Source organism: Acinetobacter sp. SA01 (assembly GCF_011319235.1).
Taxonomy (GTDB): domain Bacteria; phylum Pseudomonadota; class Gammaproteobacteria; order Pseudomonadales; family Moraxellaceae; genus Acinetobacter.
The window spans coordinates 97,987-117,417 of sequence record NZ_WXXM01000002.1 but is presented as its reverse complement, the minus strand read 5'-3'; the positions used below and the strand labels follow the sequence as shown (position 1 = coordinate 117,417).

The window sequence follows — 19,431 nt, the reverse complement described above, 5'->3', positions numbered from 1 at the left end:
TTACGCAGTAAAACCCACATAACGAAAATATCCTTCAGCCCCCAGATCAGATTTAAAAATCAGATAATCGGGATACGTAGCTTGGATAATTTCAGCCAACATATTCACCTGATCATCATGGGCATGCAGATCATCTACAGAACGCAGCATGGTGTGTTCGAATTCATCCGTGATATATTCAAAGCCAATATCCATGGCGATAAACAAGACATGTTCACAGGGTTGTATATATTGTTCTTCAGCCCAATTGATCACGTGCTGCTGACAGTGTGGACATTGGATATTATCTGTAGCTTGAATATCGAGTTCGATCAGTTGATAGCTCATAATATTTTAAATTCAGTTTTCTATCCAACTATATTAACAAACTCAAGTAAAGTGAATGCTTAAAATACTTAATAAAAAAAGGGAATCCTCAAGATTCCCTTTTTTTATAGCCTTATGCTTTTATTTATGTGCTGCTTTATAATGTGAGAGTGCAGTCACTGCTACTGCCGAGATAGCAACAGCAGGTAAACTGGCCATTAAAATCCCTGTTGTTCCCAAGCCGATCGCCAAAATTTTCCCTGTCAGTAATGGCCCAGTCATTGCACCTAATCGACCCAAAGAAATCGCACTGCCCACGCCTGTGACTTTACCTGTACCAGAATAGAAAATTGGTGAAATACCATACAGAATCGATTGTCCGCCTGTCGAGAAAATCCCGCCCATAAAGCCTGCCAAAACAAGTACTGGAATAGAGCTAGAGGTAAATAACAATACAAGGGCAATAAATAAACCACTATAGATAATCACCGCCATTTGCCACAGTTTTAAACGGTCCAGCAAATAACCCAAAGCCAGAGTACCAATTACAGCACCTACCTGGAATACCAGCATCACCATAAAAGCCTGTGGTTTTTCCAAGCCTTGTTCCATAAGCAAATTAGGTAACCAGCTAATCAAAATATAGTTGATCATCAAGGTAAAGAAAAAGCCTACCCAAAGCGGCATGGTATATTTATATTGCTGGTTTTTAAATAGCACCTCAACCATACCCGGAACAGCTTCATCTGCAGCTTGTTCAACAGCGACTTTCTTAGGCTTGTCTTTAAGAATAATCGCCATGAATGGGAGCAGCGCTAATGGTGCCAAGCCTCCAATCAAAAATAAGGTATGCCAAGAAATATCTTTAAATAAGATAGCCAAGCCTGCAACGAAAATTGCACCTACCGGTAATCCGCAATACATCAAGCTGTTCAGCTTGCCACGATTGGCTTCAGTCGCCTCATCACCCACCACGGAAATCATGGTTGGCATCGCAGCACCCAAGCCTAAGCCGGTAAAAAAGCGCGCTGCATATAAAATTTCCATACTCGGCGCGATCGCCGTAAGCGACATAAATAGGCCGAAAATTGCAATTGAAAGCATTAAAACTTTCTTCTGACCCAAATAGTCAGCAACACGTCCACCAAAGAACGCACCAAACAACATCCCAAAAACACCCAAACTAAATACATAGCCCATTTGCACCTGGTCTAGAGCAAATGTTTCAGCAATTCCTTTTGCGGCAATACCGGGAGCCTGAAGATCAAAACCTTCAAAAAATGCGACCCAAAAACACAAAAATACTGTTAAGAATTTCTGCATTTTACCTGTTTGTATTTGTGCCATGATTGAACTCCGTCCATATTAAGCAAATTAGCCCACAGCAATTTGCTTCACTATTTTCAGATCAATCTATTGAAATAAATACCACTACAATGGTCGGGTTTAATGTGCGCCACCTCAAAGAAAACCATTCAAATTAGACATAAAAGATTAAATAAATAGACATAATAGATCTTAATTTTATTTATTATTTCATATTTTCAGATACTTATAATTTTGGTAGTTATTTATGATCAAACCATAGTCAAAAGTAATAGTTTAAAATTAAATGATAAAAAGCCCGCGTTTAGCGGGCTTTTTATTAACTTAACTCACATTGCATTAAGCAGATTTTTTCGCCTGATTATTCTTACGAATAGTAATCATCACCAGTTGAACTGCCGCAGGTGTCACGCCCGGAATACGACTTGCCTGAGCAAGCGTTTCAGGACGAACATCTTTCAATTTTAACGTAATTTCACGCGACAAGCCTGAAACTACATCATAATCAAAGTCGGCTGGAATGCGTGTTTCTTCCAGACGCTTCATTTGCGCTACATCTTCTTGCTGACGGTTGATATAACCTTCGTATTTCACCGCAATTTCAATTTGCTCACCCACAAATGCTGAAACTTCTGAACCTGTGAGTTCCGCAATTTGAGCAAAGCTGATATTAGGACGTTTCAACAAATCAATAGCAGAACATTCTTTAGAGAGATCTGCACCAGTCATTTCAACGAATTTCTTACCCATCGGATTGTTTGGGGCAGCCCAAAGATGTTGCAAACGACCTTTTTCTGTTTCTACCGCTTCCATTTTTTCACAGTAAGATGCCCAACGCTCATCATCCACCAGACCCATTTCACGACCAATTGGCGTTAAACGCTGATCCGCATTGTCTTCGCGCAGCATCAAACGATATTCCGCACGTGAAGTAAACATGCGGTACGGTTCTTTGGTACCAAGTGTAATCAGGTCATCTACAAGCACACCCATGTATGCTTCATCACGTTTAGGTGTCCATTGCTCCTGATCCCATGCACGGCGTGCAGCATTCAAGCCTGCCAACAAACCTTGTGCCCCTGCTTCTTCATAACCGGTTGTACCATTAATTTGACCTGCAAAGTACAGGTTATTGATGGCCTTGGTTTCCAAAGAGAATTTCAACGCTTGCGGGTTGAAATAGTCATATTCAATGGCATAACCCGGACGAAGAATATGGGCATTCTCCATACCACGGATTGAGCGCACCAATTCAAACTGAACATCAAATGGAAGCGATGTTGAAATACCGTTTGGATAAAGCTCATGGGTATCCAGGCCTTCTGGCTCAAGGAATACCTGGTGCGAATCTTTATCGGCAAATTTGTGAATTTTATCTTCAATGGATGGGCAATAACGTGGACCTACCCCTTCAATCACACCGGTATACATTGGTGAACGGTCAAGGCCGCCACGAATGATGTCATGAGTTTTTTCATTGGTATGGGTGATATAACAGTTGATCTGTTCTGGATGCATAGACGCATCCCCCATGAATGACATGGTTGGAGATGGAAAATCACCCGGTTGCGGTGTCATGACAGAAAAATCAACTGAACGTGCATCGATACGCGGTGGCGTACCTGTTTTTAAACGACCTACAGGCAAGTTTAATTCACGTAAGCGTGCAGCCAATGCAATAGATGGAGGATCACCGGCACGACCACCAGAGGCATTATTCAAGCCGATGTGAATCACACCCCCCAAGAAAGTACCGGTCGTCAAGACTACTGTTTTCGCATCAAAGCGGATGCCCATTTGGGTCACAACACCTTTAACGGTATCACCTTCAACAATTAGGTCATCTGCCGCCTGCTGGAAAATATCCAGATTCACCTGATTTTCCAGAGTATGGCGAATTGCCGCTTTAAAACGTACACGGTCAGCCTGGGCACGTGTTGCACGTACTGCAGCACCTTTGCGTGAATTCAGGATACGGAACTGAATACCACCCTTATCGGCAGCCAATGCCATTGCACCGCCCAAAGCATCAATTTCACGCACCAGATGTGATTTACCAATACCACCAATGGCCGGGTTACAGCTCATCTGCCCTAAAGTCTCAATGTTATGAGTCAAGAGCAGAGTCTCTCGACCCATACGCGCTGCAGCAAGGGCTGCTTCGGTACCTGCGTGACCGCCACCGATAACAATGACATCGTAAACTTTAGGATAATGCATAATGGTTTGAGAGATTAAAAATGATGACGGAGCATTATATCAAAACTGAGCAAAATAAGTTGACAAAATGAGTCGAATTTCTTGATGAAGATTGAAGAGATTTTTAACCTTTTAATGTTGCAATGTAATCCTGCTTTTCAAACTCACTATAGAAATTAAACATTTAAGCAATTTTTTTTACTTGATTAGCATTGTTTAAATTTGATTACTTTTTAATCTATAGATTGGATACATTACGAACAAAGGTATAAAGATGAATAAGAATATTGTCCTCTCATCCATACTCTGTGGTTTATGTCTTGCACCATTTGCAGCTTCAGCAAATGATAAGGTCGAAAAGGTATATGATACTCACAGGTACCAAAAGGTGTGTAAAGGTAAAAGTCAGGGTGCACAGGTGAGTTTTGCATATCGCGGTATTATTTGGAATGGTACCTGTGAACCTCAATTTTTTCCTTCAGCAAAAAATTCGTCCATCGCAGGAGATGAATCTGAGTTAACCAGTGCATGCAGCGGAGATACCAGTGCAACAACTGTAAACATCAACGGGACTGAAGTTAAAGGTAAATGTGCTTTAGGTTTTATGGCTCCTCGTCCTTCTTCTCAACCCCAAATGCAGATGCAACAATCTCAGCCACAAATGCACATGCAGCATGCTCAACCAGAAATGCAAACCCAGCCTCAAATGCAGCCGCAACCTGAGATGCAGCCACAATAATTTCCATAAAATTTTAATTTTATTCAAATTATTAACGGGTAAAATACCTGATTTTTACCCGTTTCATATATTGCTTATTTAAAAATCTTGTTTAAACTCTACGGATATCAAAGGATAAAAACAATAAAGGATATTCCATGGATTCAGGTCTCTTTACCCTTTTTTTACCTCTTATACTTGCTTTTATGATGATTGGTTTAGGGCTTGAACTCACAGTTAAAGATTTTCTTCGTATCCGTCATCACCCTAAAGCTATTTTTTTAGCTTTATTTTCGCAACAGGTCATTTTGGTTGGCGTGGCATTTTTTATCTGTATTTTATTTAAGCCTTCTCCACTTTTAGCGATTGGCTTAATGTTGCTTGCTGCTTCTCCTGGTGGCCCTACAGCAAATTTGATTAGCTATATTTTCAAGGGAGATGTGGCATTAAACCTTACCCTTACAGCCCTTAATTCTATTATCTGCACCTTTACCCTGCCGTTTATTGTCAATTTATCCATGCATTATTTTTTAGGTGAGTCGCAAAGCGTTGCCATGCCTATTGAAAAAATAACCCAAGTCTTTTTAATTATTTTTGTTCCGGTTTGTTTTGGTATGTTGATTCGTTCACTTGCCCCCAACACTGCATTGCAACTCAACAAACCCATGCGATTATTTTCAGTAATTTTTTTATTTTCGATTTTCCTGTATGCCCTTTATAAAGAACGATTTAATGTCACCGAATACTTTTCCGAGATTGGGGTTACCATCGCGCTGTTTTGCCTCATCAGTTTTTTAGTGGGTTATCTGGTTCCACATTTATCTGGAATTTCCGACAAACAGGCACGCGCATGTACATTTGAAGTAGGAATTCACAACACAGGCATGGCGCTTACTATTGCACTTTCCGTGTTATCAAATACCACCATTGCCATTCCCGCAGGAATTTACACTATTTTTATGTATATTTTTGCCACATTATTCGGCATGTTATTAAATAAATTCGCAGCTCATCCAGCGGCTATAACACCCTGATTTCGCTTCTGTAAATAAATAGTGCAAACTGCTTCTTTTGCTTTTTCAAGATAGTTTTCATCAATATATAGTGGTTTCAGCCTGAGTTCCGTTACAATGGGATTTTTAAAAACACAAATTTAGGTTATCTCCGTGAAGTGGTTACAAATTCATATTACTGTTGAGCAAGCTCAAGTCGATTTTACTGAAACATTATTAAGTTCATTGGGTGCAGTGAGCGTAACTTTAGACGATGCTGAAAATCAGGACTTGCTTGAACCACTTCCAGGTGAAACGCCTCTGTGGAATAAAGTCATTGTAACCGGTATCTATGCGCAGGAAGATGATGAAGAAATTGATGTAGATGCCCTCATTACCTTTATTACTGCACAGATGCCTGAAGCGCCATTACGTTACGAGTTTCTTGAAGACCAAGAATGGGAACGTACCTGGATGGATGCATATGAGCCTATTCAAATTGGCGAGAAATACTGGATTGTACCTGAATGGATGGAAGCTCCTGAAGCCGATGCAGTAAATATCCAGCTTGACCCGGGTCTGGCTTTTGGTACCGGTAACCATGCCTCAACTTTCCTTTGCCTGCAATGGCTCGGCAAAGTCGATCTCAAAGATAAAATTGTCATCGATTATGGTTGTGGTTCAGGCATTTTAGGGGTTGCCGCTTTATTACTGGGCGCGAAAAAAGTCTATGCCACCGATATTGACCCACAAGCTGTACTGGCAACCAAACAAAATGCAGAATTGAATGGTGTACTTGAAAATCTGTATGTTGGACTACCTGAAGAGTTCAATAAAGAGCTGAAAAACCAGAAAGCCGATGTGTTTGTTGCCAACATTCTGGCAGGTCCCTTAATGGAGCTTGCGCCTGAATTCGCAACTTTGGTTAAATCTGAGGGAGAGTTCGCACTTGCCGGCATATTAGAAGAGCAAGTTGCTGATGTTTCTAGTGTTTATTCTGAATTTTTTGATATACTGCAAGTCGAAAAACGTGACGAACATTGGTGTCGAATTTCGGGTAAACGCAAAAATACCCCTGCTAATCATGAATAGACTATGAGCGAAAAACAAACCTGCTGCCCTAACTGTTTTACCAAGTACAAAGTCTCTGTGGCTCAACTTACAGTTGCTCGCGGTATGGTTTGTTGTGCCAAATGCTCAACCAACTTTAATGCATTGAGCCATCTGGTCGTAGAGAAAGAAGAGGCTTTTTCTCTCCCTCAAACAACTCCCTCTTTAGATCTAGCCAAACAAACTTCTTTATCCAATACATTCATTAAAGAACAGTTCATTACAGAACAGAAACCGGTAAAACATTTATTGGATATTTTCGATCGTAAAGTTGAAAACTCGAATATCGATTTAAAAACCTATCTCAATAACTTGAATTATTTTAGTACAGAACCGATTGGCAACTACCCCATACTAAACTGGTCAGAAAAAGCTGAACAAGAGAAAAAATATGGTGCGCGGCATTATGTTTTATGGGGAACAATCAACTTATGTTTAGTCAGCTTGCTTGTTTTTCAGTTTTTCTGGTTTAATCCGAAAATTTTAAACAATAGCCCAGTATTCAGTGCTTTGTTTAATACAGCATGTCAGGCACTTAAATGTTCGGTTATGGAAGAAAATTATCGACTACTCTCTACCAACAAGTTAAAAGTTAAACAGATTTCCAAACAAGAAACCCAGTTTAGCGGAGAACTAATTAACTATCATACTCAAAGCCTGGCCCTTCCAATGATCAGGGTGGATCTGAAAGCAAATGGGGAAACCATCTCAACCTATTCCTTTAAGCCTTCTGAATATCTGATTACGAGTCTGCAAGGAATTCAACGAATTCCCCAGAATAGTCCTTTTAAATTCAAATTTAGCGTTCCTATGCCACGCAAAAGCTTTGACACTTATAGTTTAGAAATAATTCGCCCGTAACATTGAAAAAAACTATTAAAAAATACAAAAAAATGTAAAAAAAATGTAGTTTTCTTGCTCACTTTTTCTTAGACAATGCTATCATACGCGCCACGAAAGCTTAGTGCTGCAAACTCCTCGAAAATTTTTACAACAAAATCGTCTAACTGAAATGCGCTTTATTAAATATAGCGTATTGAGTAGATTTTTTTGTTTTGATTTTGGGTGGTAACAAATATTAATCTATTGTTACGCTTAAATTTCGATCAAAAACGTCGAGTTGTGGCAAGCTAAATGATCAAGTTTTAGAACTTCCGTTTTAGGATCTAAAACGGGGTTCATTGAATTTCTATAGACCACTTTTATATATCTCTTTACCCAAGTGATATTTGATTTTTCGGATTAATTCGCATGAATAGCAAGTCTCCTATTTTTACTGCACAATCTGATGTCGCTCTTCGTATTCACGTAGATCGCGCAGTTCGCCATTACTTTGCACAATTGCAAGGCGAGCAACCCTCTCAGGTGTATGACATGGTGCTGGCAGAAATGGAGAAACCTCTTTTATCTGTTGTTTTAGAATACACTCGCGGCAACCAAACCCGCGCTGCTGAAATTCTAGGCCTTAACCGTGGTACTTTGCGCAAAAAGTTAAAAGCTCACGGTTTAATGAGTGAATAAGTGATAAAATGCTTGCGGTTTCCGCAGGCATTTTTTTTGGCCTGCTATTTAGCTTTTTGATTTAATTCTTGATAACTGTGACGACATCATGACTATTAAACGCGCTTTAATCTCTGTTTCTGACAAAACCGGCATTGTCGAATTTGCACAAGACCTTGCTGCTCTTGGGGTAGAAATTTTATCTACTGGCGGTACTTACAAACTTTTAAGAGACAACAATATCGCTGTAGTTGAAGTTTCAGAGCACACCGGTTTCCCAGAGATGATGGACGGACGTGTAAAAACACTTCACCCGAAAATCCATGGTGGTATTCTGGCTCGTCGTGGTCTAGACGAAGCTGTAATGACTGAACACAACATCGATGCAATCGATCTGGTTGTTGTTAACCTATATCCTTTCGCTGCAACTGTAGCAAAACCGAACTGTTCACTTGCTGATGCAATCGAAAACATCGACATCGGTGGTCCAACAATGGTTCGTGCTGCTGCGAAAAACCATGCATCTGTCGGTATCGTTGTAAACGCATCAGATTATTCAACAGTTGTTGCTGAACTTAAAGCCAATGGCGCTTTATCTTACGAAACTCGTTTTGACTTAGCGGTTAAAGCATTTGAACATACTGCACAATATGACGGCATGATCGCTTCTTACTTAGGCGCGCGCGTAGGTAAAGAAGAAGGTCAAGCTGACAAATTTGCACGTACCTTCAATACTCAATTGAATAAAGCCCAAGACCTTCGTTACGGTGAAAACCCACATCAAGCTGCTGCTTTCTATGTAGAAGCTAATGCAACAGAAGCTTCTGTTTCAACTGCGAAACAGCTGCAAGGTAAAGAATTATCTTATAACAACATTGCAGACACTGACGCTGCACTTGAATGTGTTAAATCATTTGCAAAACCTGCATGTGTAATCGTAAAACACGCTAACCCATGTGGCGTTGCAGTGTCTTTAGACGGTATCAAAGCTGCTTATGACCTTGCTTATGCAACTGACCCTGAATCTGCTTTCGGCGGTATCATTGCATTCAACCGTGAATTAGACGTTGCAACTGCGCAAGCGATTGTTGACCGTCAATTCGTTGAAGTGATCATTGCGCCAAGCGTAGCTGAAGGCGTACTTGAAATCACTGGTGCGAAGAAAAACGTCCGTGTTCTTGTATGTGGTGAATTGCCTGCAATTGATGAGCGTAAAGCACAGCTTGACTACAAACGTGTAAACTGTGGTTTACTGGTTCAAGATCAAGACCTGGGTATGATCACTAAAGACGACCTTAAAGTTGTGACTAAACGTGCACCAACTGAACAGGAAATCGACGACATGATCTTTGCCTGGAAAGTTGCGAAATACGTCAAGTCTAACGCGATTGTTTATGCGAAAAACCGTCAAACCATTGGTGTCGGCGCTGGTCAAATGAGCCGTGTAAACTCTGCTCGTATTGCTGCGATCAAAGCTGAACATGCTGGCTTAGTGGTTGAAGGTGCTGTCATGGCGTCTGATGCATTCTTCCCATTCCGTGATGGTATTGATAATGCTGCGAAAGCAGGTATTAAATGCATTATCCAACCGGGTGGTTCTATGCGTGATGAAGAAACAATTGCTGCTGCTGACGAAGCTGGTATTGCAATGGTCTTCACTGGCATGCGTCACTTCCGTCACTAAGTGATTGGATATTAATGTAATGACAAAGTCATCTACATTTAGACAAATAGATTTCTAATCTTGCATAAAGTCCTCTCCTATTTTTAGGTTGAGGACTTTATGTCATTTTCGATTCATGGAGTATGAACCGATGAATATTTTAGTTTTGGGTAATGGCGGTCGTGAACATGCTTTGGCATGGAAAATCGCGCAAGATGACAAAGTCGCAAAAGTATTTGTAGCACCGGGTAATGCAGGTACTGCAACAGAAAATAAATGCGAAAATGTTGCCTTAAACATTTTAGACAATGCAGCAATTATTGACTTCGCGAAAAACAATGCAGTTGATTTGATCGTGGTTGGTCCTGAAGCACCCCTTGTAAACGGTGTTGTGGATGCTTGTCGCGCGGCTGATCTTAAAATTTGGGGTCCAACTCAATTTGCTGCACAGCTTGAAGGCTCTAAAGCATTTGCCAAGCACTTCTTAAAACGTCACAACATTCCTACTGCTTTCTATGACGTATTTACTGAAGTAGATGCAGCCAAAGCATTTGTTGAGAAAAATGGTGCGCCGATCGTAATCAAGGCCGATGGTCTTGCTGCGGGTAAAGGCGTAATCGTTGCCATGACCAACGAAGAAGCATTTGCTGCAATCGATGACATGCTGGCTGGCAACAAATTTGGTGATGCTGGCTCGCGTGTAGTCATTGAAGAATTCCTTGCAGGTGAAGAAGCGTCATTCATTTGTATGATTGATGGCGACAACATTCTGCCAATGGCAACATCTCAAGATCACAAACGTATCTTTGAAGGTGACCAAGGTCCAAACACTGGCGGTATGGGTGCTTACTCTCCTGCCCCTGTTGTGACTGCTGACGTTTTTGACAAAGTTATGAAAGAAGTCATGCGTCCAACCGTTGATGGCATGAAAGCTGATGGTCATGTCTATACAGGTTTCTTGTATGCAGGCTTAATGATTGATGAACAAGGTCAGCCTAAAGTGATCGAATTCAACTGTCGTTTTGGTGATCCTGAAACCCAGCCGATCATGATGCGTCTAAAATCATCTTTAGTTGACTTGGTTGAAGCTGGTATTGCGGGTAACTTACCTGCGGAAGCTGAATGGGATGAGCGCAAGACTGTAGGCATCGTGCTTGCATCTAAAGGCTACCCAGAAACCTCTAGTAATGGTGATGTAATTTCAGGCTTAAACACTGAAATGACTGATGCTAAAGTATTCCATGCAGGTACAAAAGCCAATGAAAATGGCGATATCGTAACTGCTGGCGGTCGTGTTCTTTGCGTAACTGCACTCGGTAATACCATTGGTGAAGCTCAAGCAAAAGCATTAGAGCTTTGTGAAAAAGTAACGTTCGATGGCGTTCAATACCGTAAAGATATTGGTTACCGCGCAATTGCACGTGAAAATGCTTAATCGAAATACAGATTAAGAAAAACCCCGCTGAGTGCGGGGTTTTTGATTTATTTACTGTATATACGCTTAATATATGTAGCTACTTTTTCAATTTCAGGGAATATCATTGCTTCTGTTATACCTAACACTTCAAGTTGCAACAATATTCTTTTTTTATCATTTGCAGGAATTATAATGCGCTCATCTTTTGACAAAATATAATCTGGATTTAATTTAGCTGGCTGATTTTTCTTTTTATCAATTCCAAATAAGAAAAAAGCACTATCTTGTCTAATCACACGTTGGTTATCCATCCTCGGCTTAACACACAAAACCCTTGATAAAACACAAGGATCCATACGTGGCAAAAAATGTGGTTTTTCACTTTGAATTTCATAATTTAATTTTTTATATGATAAAAATCATTAAAAGTTTTTATCATTTCATCATATTTATCATCCCAAGGCAGCAAATCTTCATATACATAATTAGGTATAGAAAAATCGAATGGAACCCGACTTAAATTGGATAAAATACTTACAGTATCACTATCGTAATATTTAATATCGGATTTAGGGACTTTAAAAATAATTAGTTCAGCATCACTTTTAGATTTTGACTGACATGCGAAATACAATGCAATTAAAGGATTAGTAGTTATATCCAATAGCCTGGTCGGCAGTGAATAATGTTGCATTTTGACTAGAAATTCAAAAGTAGTTTGGCAATACTCAAAATCTTGAGGACACCTTAATAGCAGCTCTTTAAATATAATATGCTCATTTTTAATGATGTTGTCACGATAAACGTAGGGCACTAGTTCATAATCTTTATTAGAATGTCCTCTAAAAAATATAGCGTCAGTATCACGTTTATATTTATAATTATTTAACAATTTTAGAATTTCGGTAATACCTATCGAAATACTCACAAGATGCACCTATTGAGATCACTTCGAATAATCTATTACATAACCATTTAAAAATAAACCTTTGAATTTCAATTAGCTCGCATAATAAATATACTAATCCATGCTCACACTCCCACTTTTGTACCTAATTCACTATGACAATACAGATTAAAACCCCTAGCCTGATTCTCCGCCAATGGCAAGACTCCGACACTACCCCACTTATCCAAATGTGTGCCGATGACGAAGTCATGCATTACTTCCCTAAAAAACTCGATGCGACTGAAGCAATCGCTTTTGTTCTTTTTATCCTGAGTTCAAGCGACAAGACTTCGTAAACTTGAAGAAACAATATTAAAAATATGAAATTACCATTTATCCATTTTTCAGCTTTGTATTTTCAAAAAATTTATATAGAAACAAAATTTTTTAATTATCAGTTTTACTCATTTCAATAAATTTAATCTATTGTTTTATGAATTAATTTATAAAAACGTCTCACTTTTTTATGCAAAATAAAGCTAAATATCAGATTTATAATCACTATTATGCATAAAAAAAAATTGTTATGATGTATCCAATTTTTAGGAATAAGTCATCATGAAAATTGTTTGATTACAGCAATTTGCTTTTTTCAAACAAAAAACCTCTCTCCATGATGCTACCGATATCCAATTGCGTTGATGAATGGGACATTTTAAAGTTATCTGCATCAATCAGTTGATCTGATTCACACTTGATTTAATCTCTCCAATGACATATTCGTAAATTTATCGCCAAATTAAATTTACTAGGACATATACATGAAAAAGCTCCTTGGTCTTGTTTTAGGTCTTTCAGTTGGCTTGTCTGGCTGTGGTAAGCAAGAAGCGCCTGCAAATAATGCAGCTCAAACAAAAGACACGAATGGTCTGCAAACTGTCACTATGGCTTCTACAGGTTCGGATGCAGAAGTTTGGCGTTATATTGCCACCCTTCCTGAAACCAAAACTGCTGGTATTAAGCTTGAAGTGAAAAACTTCACTGACTATGTGTCTATGAACACTGCTGTAGCCAATAAAGAAATTGATGTGAATGCCTTCCAGTCTTATGCTTATCTGGTTGCTTTTAACGAATCTAATAAAGATAAGATCGCTCCGCTTTCTACCACTTACCTGGAACCAATGGGTATTTACTCAAGTAAAGTGAAGAAGCTGGATGAATTCAAAACAGGTGCAACCATTGCCATTCCTAACGATGGTGCCAATGAATCACGTGCATTATTGTTACTTCAATCTGCCGGTTTGGTTAAATTAAAAGCTAATTTTGACAACGTAAAAGGCACCCCTGCCGATGTTGTTGAAAACAATAAAAAAATTGTGATCAAACCAATTCAGATGGCCACTGCTGTACGTGTAAAAGACGAAGTCGATGCCATTGTTTTGGGTAATACCCTGGCAATGGAAGGTGGCTTAAATGTGCTGAAAGACTCTATTTATTATGAGCCAATCGACCAAAGCACCAAAATGAATGTCAATATTCTTGCTGTTGCAGAAGGTCGTCAAAATGACCCAGTATTGCAAAAAGTAGGTGCACTTTACCACTCTGAAGCCGTGAAAAAATTTGTGCAACAGAAATTTGGCGGTACCAAAGTTGACGTAAATAAACCGATTAGCTATCTCACTGACTCGAAATAGTAATATAATTGGTTTATCTAAACAGGCAAAGTCTCTTTGCCTGTTTTTCTTTTTATAGATAGTTTTTGACCATATGATTGAATTTAAAAATATTTCAAAACATTATCAGCTTAAAGGTCAAACAATTCGTGCCTTGGATCAAATTAATTTACAGATTCCAGATGGCAGTATTTTTGGCATTATTGGCTATAGTGGTGCGGGTAAAAGTACCTTAATCCGCCTGATTAATTTGCTGGAACGACCAAATGATGGTCAGGTCATCATTAATCAAAAAGATTTTACCGCATTGGATGCACGTTCATTACGTCAGGAACGTGCCAACATCGGAATGATCTTTCAGCATTTTAATTTGTTGCAGAGTAAAACTGTCGCAGCCAATATTGAAATGCCAATGAAATTGTTGGGCTGGAGCAAAGCCGAGCGTGAAAAACGTTTGGCAGAATTGCTCGAGTTTATCGATCTTAAGCATAAGAAAGATGCTTATCCGGATGAACTGTCTGGCGGTCAAAAACAGCGTGTGGGGATTGCTCGTGCCCTCGCCAATCATCCTAAAATTTTACTCTGTGATGAAGCGACCTCGGCACTGGATCCGCAAACCACCAAATCTGTTTTAGATTTGCTTAAAAAGATTAATAAAGAACAAGGCATTACCATTGTTATGGTGACCCATGAAATGGATGTGATTGAATCTGTTTGTGATTATGTTGCGGTGATGGAACAGGGTAAAGTGATCGAAACCGGTTCGACGCTGGAAATTTTTAGTCAGCCACAGCATCCTACCACCAAAAGTTTCATTCAAACCGTGCTGCAACAACAGTTACCGGTGAATATTTTAAATAGCCTGGAAAACAAAAATCATAACAGCATTTATAGCCTGCAATTTTTGGGTACATCTGCGCAAGAAACCGTGGTACAGGCAGCGATTAAACAGTTTGATATCAGCTTGAATATTCTGTTTGCCAATATGACTGAAATTAACGGTTCAGTGATAGGACAAATGTTTGTCCAGCTGCTAGGTGATCCTGCTGTGATTGAGCAAGCTGTTGCATTTTTCCAGCAAAATGGCGTTAAAGTTGAACAGTCTGGAGTCAGCGCATGAGAGATTTAATTGTTCAATGGCTGACTGAAATTACGGCACCTTACTGGAAAAGCTCACTTTCGATTGACCAGTTTGTTACCGCACTGCAAGAAACCTTGCATATGGTATTTTTTGCCATGCTGTTCGGTTGTATCTGGGGCTTTATCCAGGCCATCATTTTGTTGGTGACCCGTCCGGCAGGTATTTTGCCGAACCGGGTGATTTATCATGGCTTAAACCCGATTGTAAATGCACTGCGTTCCTTACCCTTTATTATCCTGCTGATTGCCTTTATTCCGCTGACTAAATTGCTGGTGGGAACATCGATTGGTACATGGGCGGCAATTGTGCCGTTGACCATTTATATTGGTCCATATATGGGTCGATTGATTGAAACTTCATTGCTTGAAGTGAATGAAGGTATTATCGAATCGGCACAAGCCATGGGTGCTTCGCCCCTGCAAATTATTTTCAAGTTTATTTTGCCTGAAGCACGCAGTTCACTGATTTTAAACCTGACTACAGCTACCATTAGCCTGATTGGTGCAACGGCGATGGCGGGTGCCGTGGGTGCCGGTGGTATTGGCGACCTTGCCATTTCCTATGGTTACCAGCGTTTTGATACCAGTGTGGTCATTTTGACCGTGATTGTACTGTTATTACTGGTGCAATTTGTACAAACCTTTGGTGAATGGCTGTCACGATTAAGATAAAACACCATTATTGAATGCCCTCTCGATTGAGGGCTTTTTTATATTCAGAATTAAGTTTAAGCACCGCTTCACTTCCAATCAATATTAGGAGGACTAAAATTCGTTTAACCTACTGATATGATTTTAATCACCTATTCATCACACTTAAAAAGTCAATTTTGAACTTGAATTAGCTAAATAATAATCCATGACTTTTCTTAGAGCATGCTAAACTATCCAGTGGTTTTTGCAGGGACTCATTTATGCACTTTGTTCATCTTGGTATACATACAGAATTTTCCATTACAGAATCTATCGTACGTATATCTGATCTAATTAAAGCTGCTGCAAATGATGAAATGCCAGCACTGGCCATTACCGACTTGTCCAATCTGCATGCTGCAGTAAAATTCTATAAAAAATGTCTGGATAAAGGCATTAAACCTATTTTAGGTTCAGAAATCCGCCTGAATGATGCTGAACATCGCGTGACATTATTGTCCATGACCAATAAAGGCTGGCGCAGTCTGACCGAACTGGTTTCTCAAGGTTTTATTTCAGGTCAGCAACTCGATATTCCTTGTGTGCAAAAAGACTGGATTTTAGATCAGCATCAAGACCTGATTGTGCTATTGGGCATGCAATCTGATGTCGGCAAAATGCTGATCACATCAAATCCAGATAAAGCTGAACCCCTCCTTCAAGAATGGATTGAAAAATTTGGCAATCGGGTTTATTTGGCTTTGACTCGTACCAACCGCCCTGATGAAGATGCCTTTATTGAAGAAGCGGTCAAACTTGCAAAAAAATACAATATTGGCGTGGTCGCCCATAACGACGTACACTTCATTACACGTGATGATTTTGAAGCACATGAAGCCCGGGTCTGTATTGCCGATGGTTATGTATTAGGTGATAACCGCCGTCCTAAAACCTATAGCCCTGAACAGTACTTTAAAACTGCTGTGGAAATGACTGAACTATTTTCAGATATTCCAACAGCCATTGAAAATACCTACCACATTGCCAAGCGTTGTAATGTGACTTTACGCTTAGGTTTTAATGACTTGCCGGACTACCCGATTCCGGAAGGTCATACCATTGATACCTACTTTGCACATTTATCCGAACAAGGTCTAGAAGAACGACTTAACTTCCTGTATCCACCTGAAAAACGCGGTGAAGACTGGCCGGAAATCCGCAAACCTTATGACGAGCGTTTAGCCTTCGAAGTAAAGATTATTCTCGACATGGGTTTCCCCGGTTACTTCCTGATCGTGATGGACTTTATTCAATGGTCCAAAGGTAACGGTGTACCTGTCGGCCCGGGCCGTGGTTCAGGTGCCGGTTCACTGGTGGCGTATAGCTTAAAAATTACCGATCTGGATCCACTGCGTTACGACCTGCTGTTCGAACGTTTCTTGAACCCGGAACGTGTGTCGATGCCCGACTTTGATGTCGATTTCTGTATTGCCGGCCGTGACCGCGTAATTGACTATGTGGCACGTACTTATGGCCGAGATGCGGTATCACAGATTGCCACTTTCGGGACCATGGCGGCCAAAGGTGCAATTCGGGACGTGGCACGTGTTTTAGGTAAATCCTATGGTTTGGCTGACCGTATTTCAAAAATGATTCCGACCAAGCCTTTGGGTTTGAGTCTGGAAGAATCGCTGGAAGCTGAGCCGCAGCTCAAGGATATTGTCACCAATCCGTCCAACCCGGACAATGACGATGCCGCTGAAATCTGGGAAATGGCACTCAAACTTGAAGGCATTACCCGAAATACCGGTAAACATGCTGGTGGTGTGGTGATTGCACCGACCAAGCTGACCGACTACTCAGCCGTGATGTGTGATGCCGACGGGACTAACCGTGTTGCCCAGTTCGATAAGGACGATGTCGAAGCAGCCGGTCTGGTCAAATTCGACTTCCTGGGTCTGCGTAACCTGACCGTAATTGAAGATGCGATTAAGCATATCAATGCACGTCCGGATGTCACTGAACCGGTCAATATTTCCTATATTCCACTGGATGATAAACCGGCCTACGAAATCTTTGCCAACGCCAATACTACTGCGGTATTCCAGTTTGAATCCGTCGGCATGAAAAAGATGCTGAAAGAGGCACGCCCAAGTAAGTTTGAAGAAATTATTGCCTTCGTGTCTTTGTACCGTCCAGGTCCAATGGATCTGATTCCTGACTTTATTCATCGTATGCATGGTGGTGAGTTTGAATACCTGCATCCCTTACTGGAAAAAGTTCTGGAACCAACCTACGGCATTATGGTGTATCAGGAACAGGTAATGCAGGCGGCACAGTTCTGTGCCGGTTATAGTCTGGGCGGTGCGGATTTGCTGCGCCGTGCCATGGGTAAGAAAAAACCTGAGGAAATGGTCAAGCAGCGCCAGATCTTTATTAAGGGTGCTGCTGAAAAAGATATTGATGAAGCAACCGCCAACCATATCTTCGACTATATGGAAAAATTTGCCGGTTATGGTTTCAACAAATCGCATGCTGCCGCCTATGCCCTGGTTGCTTATCAGACCGCATGGCTAAAAGCGCATTATCCTGCAGAATTCATGTCCGCGGTGATGACCTCGGAAATGCAAAACACCGACAACATCGTGTTCTTGATTGATGACTGCCGTATTAATGGTTTAGAGGTTCTTCCCCCATCTATCAATATGTCCTTATATAACTTCCATGCCAGCAGTCCGAATACCATTGTCTATGGTTTAGGTGCAATTAAAGGCGTGGGTGAAGCTGCAATGCAGTCGGTGATTGATTCACGCATACAGGATGGTCCTTATAAAGATTTGTTTGATTTCTGCCACCGAGTCGATCTGAAAAAAATCAATAAACGTACCCTTGAAGCACTCATCCGTGCAGGTGCGATGGACTGTTTGGGCATTGAACGTGCTGACCTCATGGCGCAACTTCCTGAAGCGGTTCAAGCCGCAGAACAGGCGCGTTCAAACCGTGAAACCGGCATGATGGACTTGTTTGGTGAAGTTGAGGAAGTTCAGCGCAAACCAGCCAAACCGGTCAAACCGTGGTCAGATGAAGTCCGCCTCAAAGGTGAAAAAGACACCTTGGGACTGTATTTAACCGGACATCCGATTGATGTGTATCGTCCAGAACTTAAATCCTTTATTCCTGCACGTATTAATGAGCTCACCCCTACACGCCGTGGTGTGACTACCGTATTTGCCGGTCTGGTGGTCGATGTCGCCAACTTCCCGAACCGTATGATGGTCACTCTGGATGATGGCACTGCACGTATAGAAGTCTCGGCTAATCACGAACGTTTCCAGCGCTTTAAAGACATCATTCAAAATGAAAAAGTGGTGGTGATTGAAGGCGAAATTTATGAACGTGAAGGTTTTGACCGCCCTATGGGACGCCTGACTAAAGCCTTTAGCCTGAATGAAATCCGTCAAAAACGTGCCAACAGTATTCAAATCAAGCTGAATGCGGAACACCTCAACCCTTCACTCAGTCAGGATTTACGCAAAATCTTAACGCCATTCTGTAATGTCGATATGTGCAATCATATCCCGATGCAATTACACATTGATTATTCCTATGCCTCTGCTGATATCAACCTGGGCCTGAACTGGAAGGTGGCTCCACTAGATGAGTTGCTGACGAAATTACGTGACTATTTTGGTAAAGACGTGATTCATATTGAATATCAGGTCAAATCCAAGGCAGCCAAAGCTGTGAGTTACGAGCAGGCCATGCCTGCGAATGTCCCGCCGCCTCCAGCCAATGTGAGCATGGATGAAGCGATGGATATGTATCAGGCTGAAGCCACTCAATATTCTTAATTTTTAAATATTTA

The 19,431-nt window shown here is 40.8% G+C and carries 17 protein-coding genes; 12 read left to right on the top strand and 5 right to left on the bottom strand.

The genetic code is table 11. The features are described 5' to 3' along the window. From GTU69_RS03570 to mnmG, 3 genes are all read right to left on the bottom strand, one after another. Window positions 1-327: a hypothetical protein gene (locus tag GTU69_RS03570; RefSeq protein WP_166168173.1), complete on the bottom strand. Its 327-nt coding sequence runs from the start codon at window positions 325-327 to the stop codon at window positions 1-3. A 120-nt stretch (window positions 328-447) separates the two neighbouring features. Next, window positions 448-1,653, bottom strand: coding sequence for a 3-(3-hydroxy-phenyl)propionate transporter MhpT (mhpT, locus tag GTU69_RS03565; RefSeq protein WP_166168170.1), 1,206 nt, complete (start codon window positions 1,651-1,653; stop codon window positions 448-450). A gap of 318 nt (window positions 1,654-1,971) precedes the next feature. Beyond that, on the bottom strand, window positions 1,972-3,852 hold the full coding sequence (mnmG, locus tag GTU69_RS03560; protein WP_166168167.1) for a tRNA uridine-5-carboxymethylaminomethyl(34) synthesis enzyme MnmG: 1,881 nt from the start codon (window positions 3,850-3,852) through the stop codon (window positions 1,972-1,974). 253 nt (window positions 3,853-4,105) lie between these two features. Between mnmG and GTU69_RS03555 the strand changes: the two genes are divergently transcribed. The 7 genes from GTU69_RS03555 to purD all read left to right on the top strand — a co-directional run bounded on the left by GTU69_RS03555 (window position 4,106) and on the right by purD (window position 11,249). Further along, the gene (locus tag GTU69_RS03555) at window positions 4,106-4,570 is read left to right on the top strand and encodes a hypothetical protein (RefSeq protein WP_166168164.1); all 465 of its coding nucleotides are present in this window, start codon (window positions 4,106-4,108) and stop codon (window positions 4,568-4,570) included. A 137-nt stretch (window positions 4,571-4,707) separates the two neighbouring features. After that, window positions 4,708-5,583 carry a bile acid:sodium symporter family protein gene (locus GTU69_RS03550; protein ID WP_166168161.1) on the top strand — a complete coding sequence of 292 codons (876 nt, stop codon included), beginning with the start codon at window positions 4,708-4,710 and terminating at the stop codon, window positions 5,581-5,583. A 132-nt stretch (window positions 5,584-5,715) separates the two neighbouring features. Then, a complete protein-coding gene (gene prmA, locus GTU69_RS03545) occupies window positions 5,716-6,633 on the top strand; it encodes a 50S ribosomal protein L11 methyltransferase (protein WP_166168158.1) in 918 nt (305 codons plus the stop codon). A gap of 3 nt (window positions 6,634-6,636) precedes the next feature. Then, a complete protein-coding gene (locus tag GTU69_RS03540) occupies window positions 6,637-7,512 on the top strand; it encodes a DUF3426 domain-containing protein (protein WP_166168156.1) in 876 nt (291 codons plus the stop codon). Between the two features lie 390 nt (window positions 7,513-7,902). Further along, entirely contained in the window at window positions 7,903-8,172 is a 270-nt protein-coding gene (gene fis, locus GTU69_RS03535; RefSeq protein ID WP_001086304.1) for a DNA-binding transcriptional regulator Fis, read from the top strand. 88 nt (window positions 8,173-8,260) lie between these two features. Beyond that, window positions 8,261-9,835 carry a bifunctional phosphoribosylaminoimidazolecarboxamide formyltransferase/IMP cyclohydrolase gene (gene purH / locus GTU69_RS03530; RefSeq protein ID WP_166168153.1) on the top strand — a complete coding sequence of 525 codons (1,575 nt, stop codon included), beginning with the start codon at window positions 8,261-8,263 and terminating at the stop codon, window positions 9,833-9,835. Between the two features lie 130 nt (window positions 9,836-9,965). After that, a complete protein-coding gene (purD, locus tag GTU69_RS03525; RefSeq protein WP_166168150.1) occupies window positions 9,966-11,249 on the top strand; it encodes a phosphoribosylamine--glycine ligase in 1,284 nt (427 codons plus the stop codon). A 47-nt stretch (window positions 11,250-11,296) separates the two neighbouring features. On the opposite strand, the gene GTU69_RS17100 is transcribed toward purD, so the two are convergent. Both GTU69_RS17100 and GTU69_RS17095 read right to left on the bottom strand, forming a co-directional pair. Then, window positions 11,297-11,542, bottom strand: a complete 246-nt coding sequence (locus GTU69_RS17100; protein ID WP_240921579.1) for a hypothetical protein — start codon at window positions 11,540-11,542, stop codon at window positions 11,297-11,299. A gap of 86 nt (window positions 11,543-11,628) precedes the next feature. Further along, a complete protein-coding gene (locus GTU69_RS17095) occupies window positions 11,629-12,159 on the bottom strand; it encodes an FRG domain-containing protein (protein WP_346764431.1) in 531 nt (176 codons plus the stop codon). A 134-nt stretch (window positions 12,160-12,293) separates the two neighbouring features. Here GTU69_RS17095 and GTU69_RS17375 point away from each other — a divergent pair, with 134 nt between their 5' ends. The 5 genes from GTU69_RS17375 to dnaE all read left to right on the top strand — a co-directional run bounded on the left by GTU69_RS17375 (window position 12,294) and on the right by dnaE (window position 19,417). After that, a complete protein-coding gene (locus GTU69_RS17375; RefSeq protein WP_346764430.1) occupies window positions 12,294-12,476 on the top strand; it encodes a GNAT family N-acetyltransferase in 183 nt (60 codons plus the stop codon). Window positions 12,477-12,941: 465 nt separating this feature from the next. Then, window positions 12,942-13,814, top strand: a complete 873-nt coding sequence (locus GTU69_RS03510; protein ID WP_166168147.1) for a MetQ/NlpA family ABC transporter substrate-binding protein — start codon at window positions 12,942-12,944, stop codon at window positions 13,812-13,814. 73 nt (window positions 13,815-13,887) lie between these two features. Beyond that, the gene (locus GTU69_RS03505) at window positions 13,888-14,913 is read left to right on the top strand and encodes a methionine ABC transporter ATP-binding protein (protein ID WP_166168145.1); all 1,026 of its coding nucleotides are present in this window, start codon (window positions 13,888-13,890) and stop codon (window positions 14,911-14,913) included. After that, entirely contained in the window at window positions 14,910-15,605 is a 696-nt protein-coding gene (locus GTU69_RS03500) for a methionine ABC transporter permease (protein WP_086195118.1), read from the top strand. Before GTU69_RS03505 ends, GTU69_RS03500 begins: the two co-directional genes overlap by 4 nt. A 242-nt stretch (window positions 15,606-15,847) precedes the next feature. Then, window positions 15,848-19,417, top strand: coding sequence for a DNA polymerase III subunit alpha (gene dnaE, locus GTU69_RS03495; RefSeq protein WP_166168143.1), 3,570 nt, complete (start codon window positions 15,848-15,850; stop codon window positions 19,415-19,417). Window positions 19,418-19,431 lie beyond the last annotated feature (14 nt).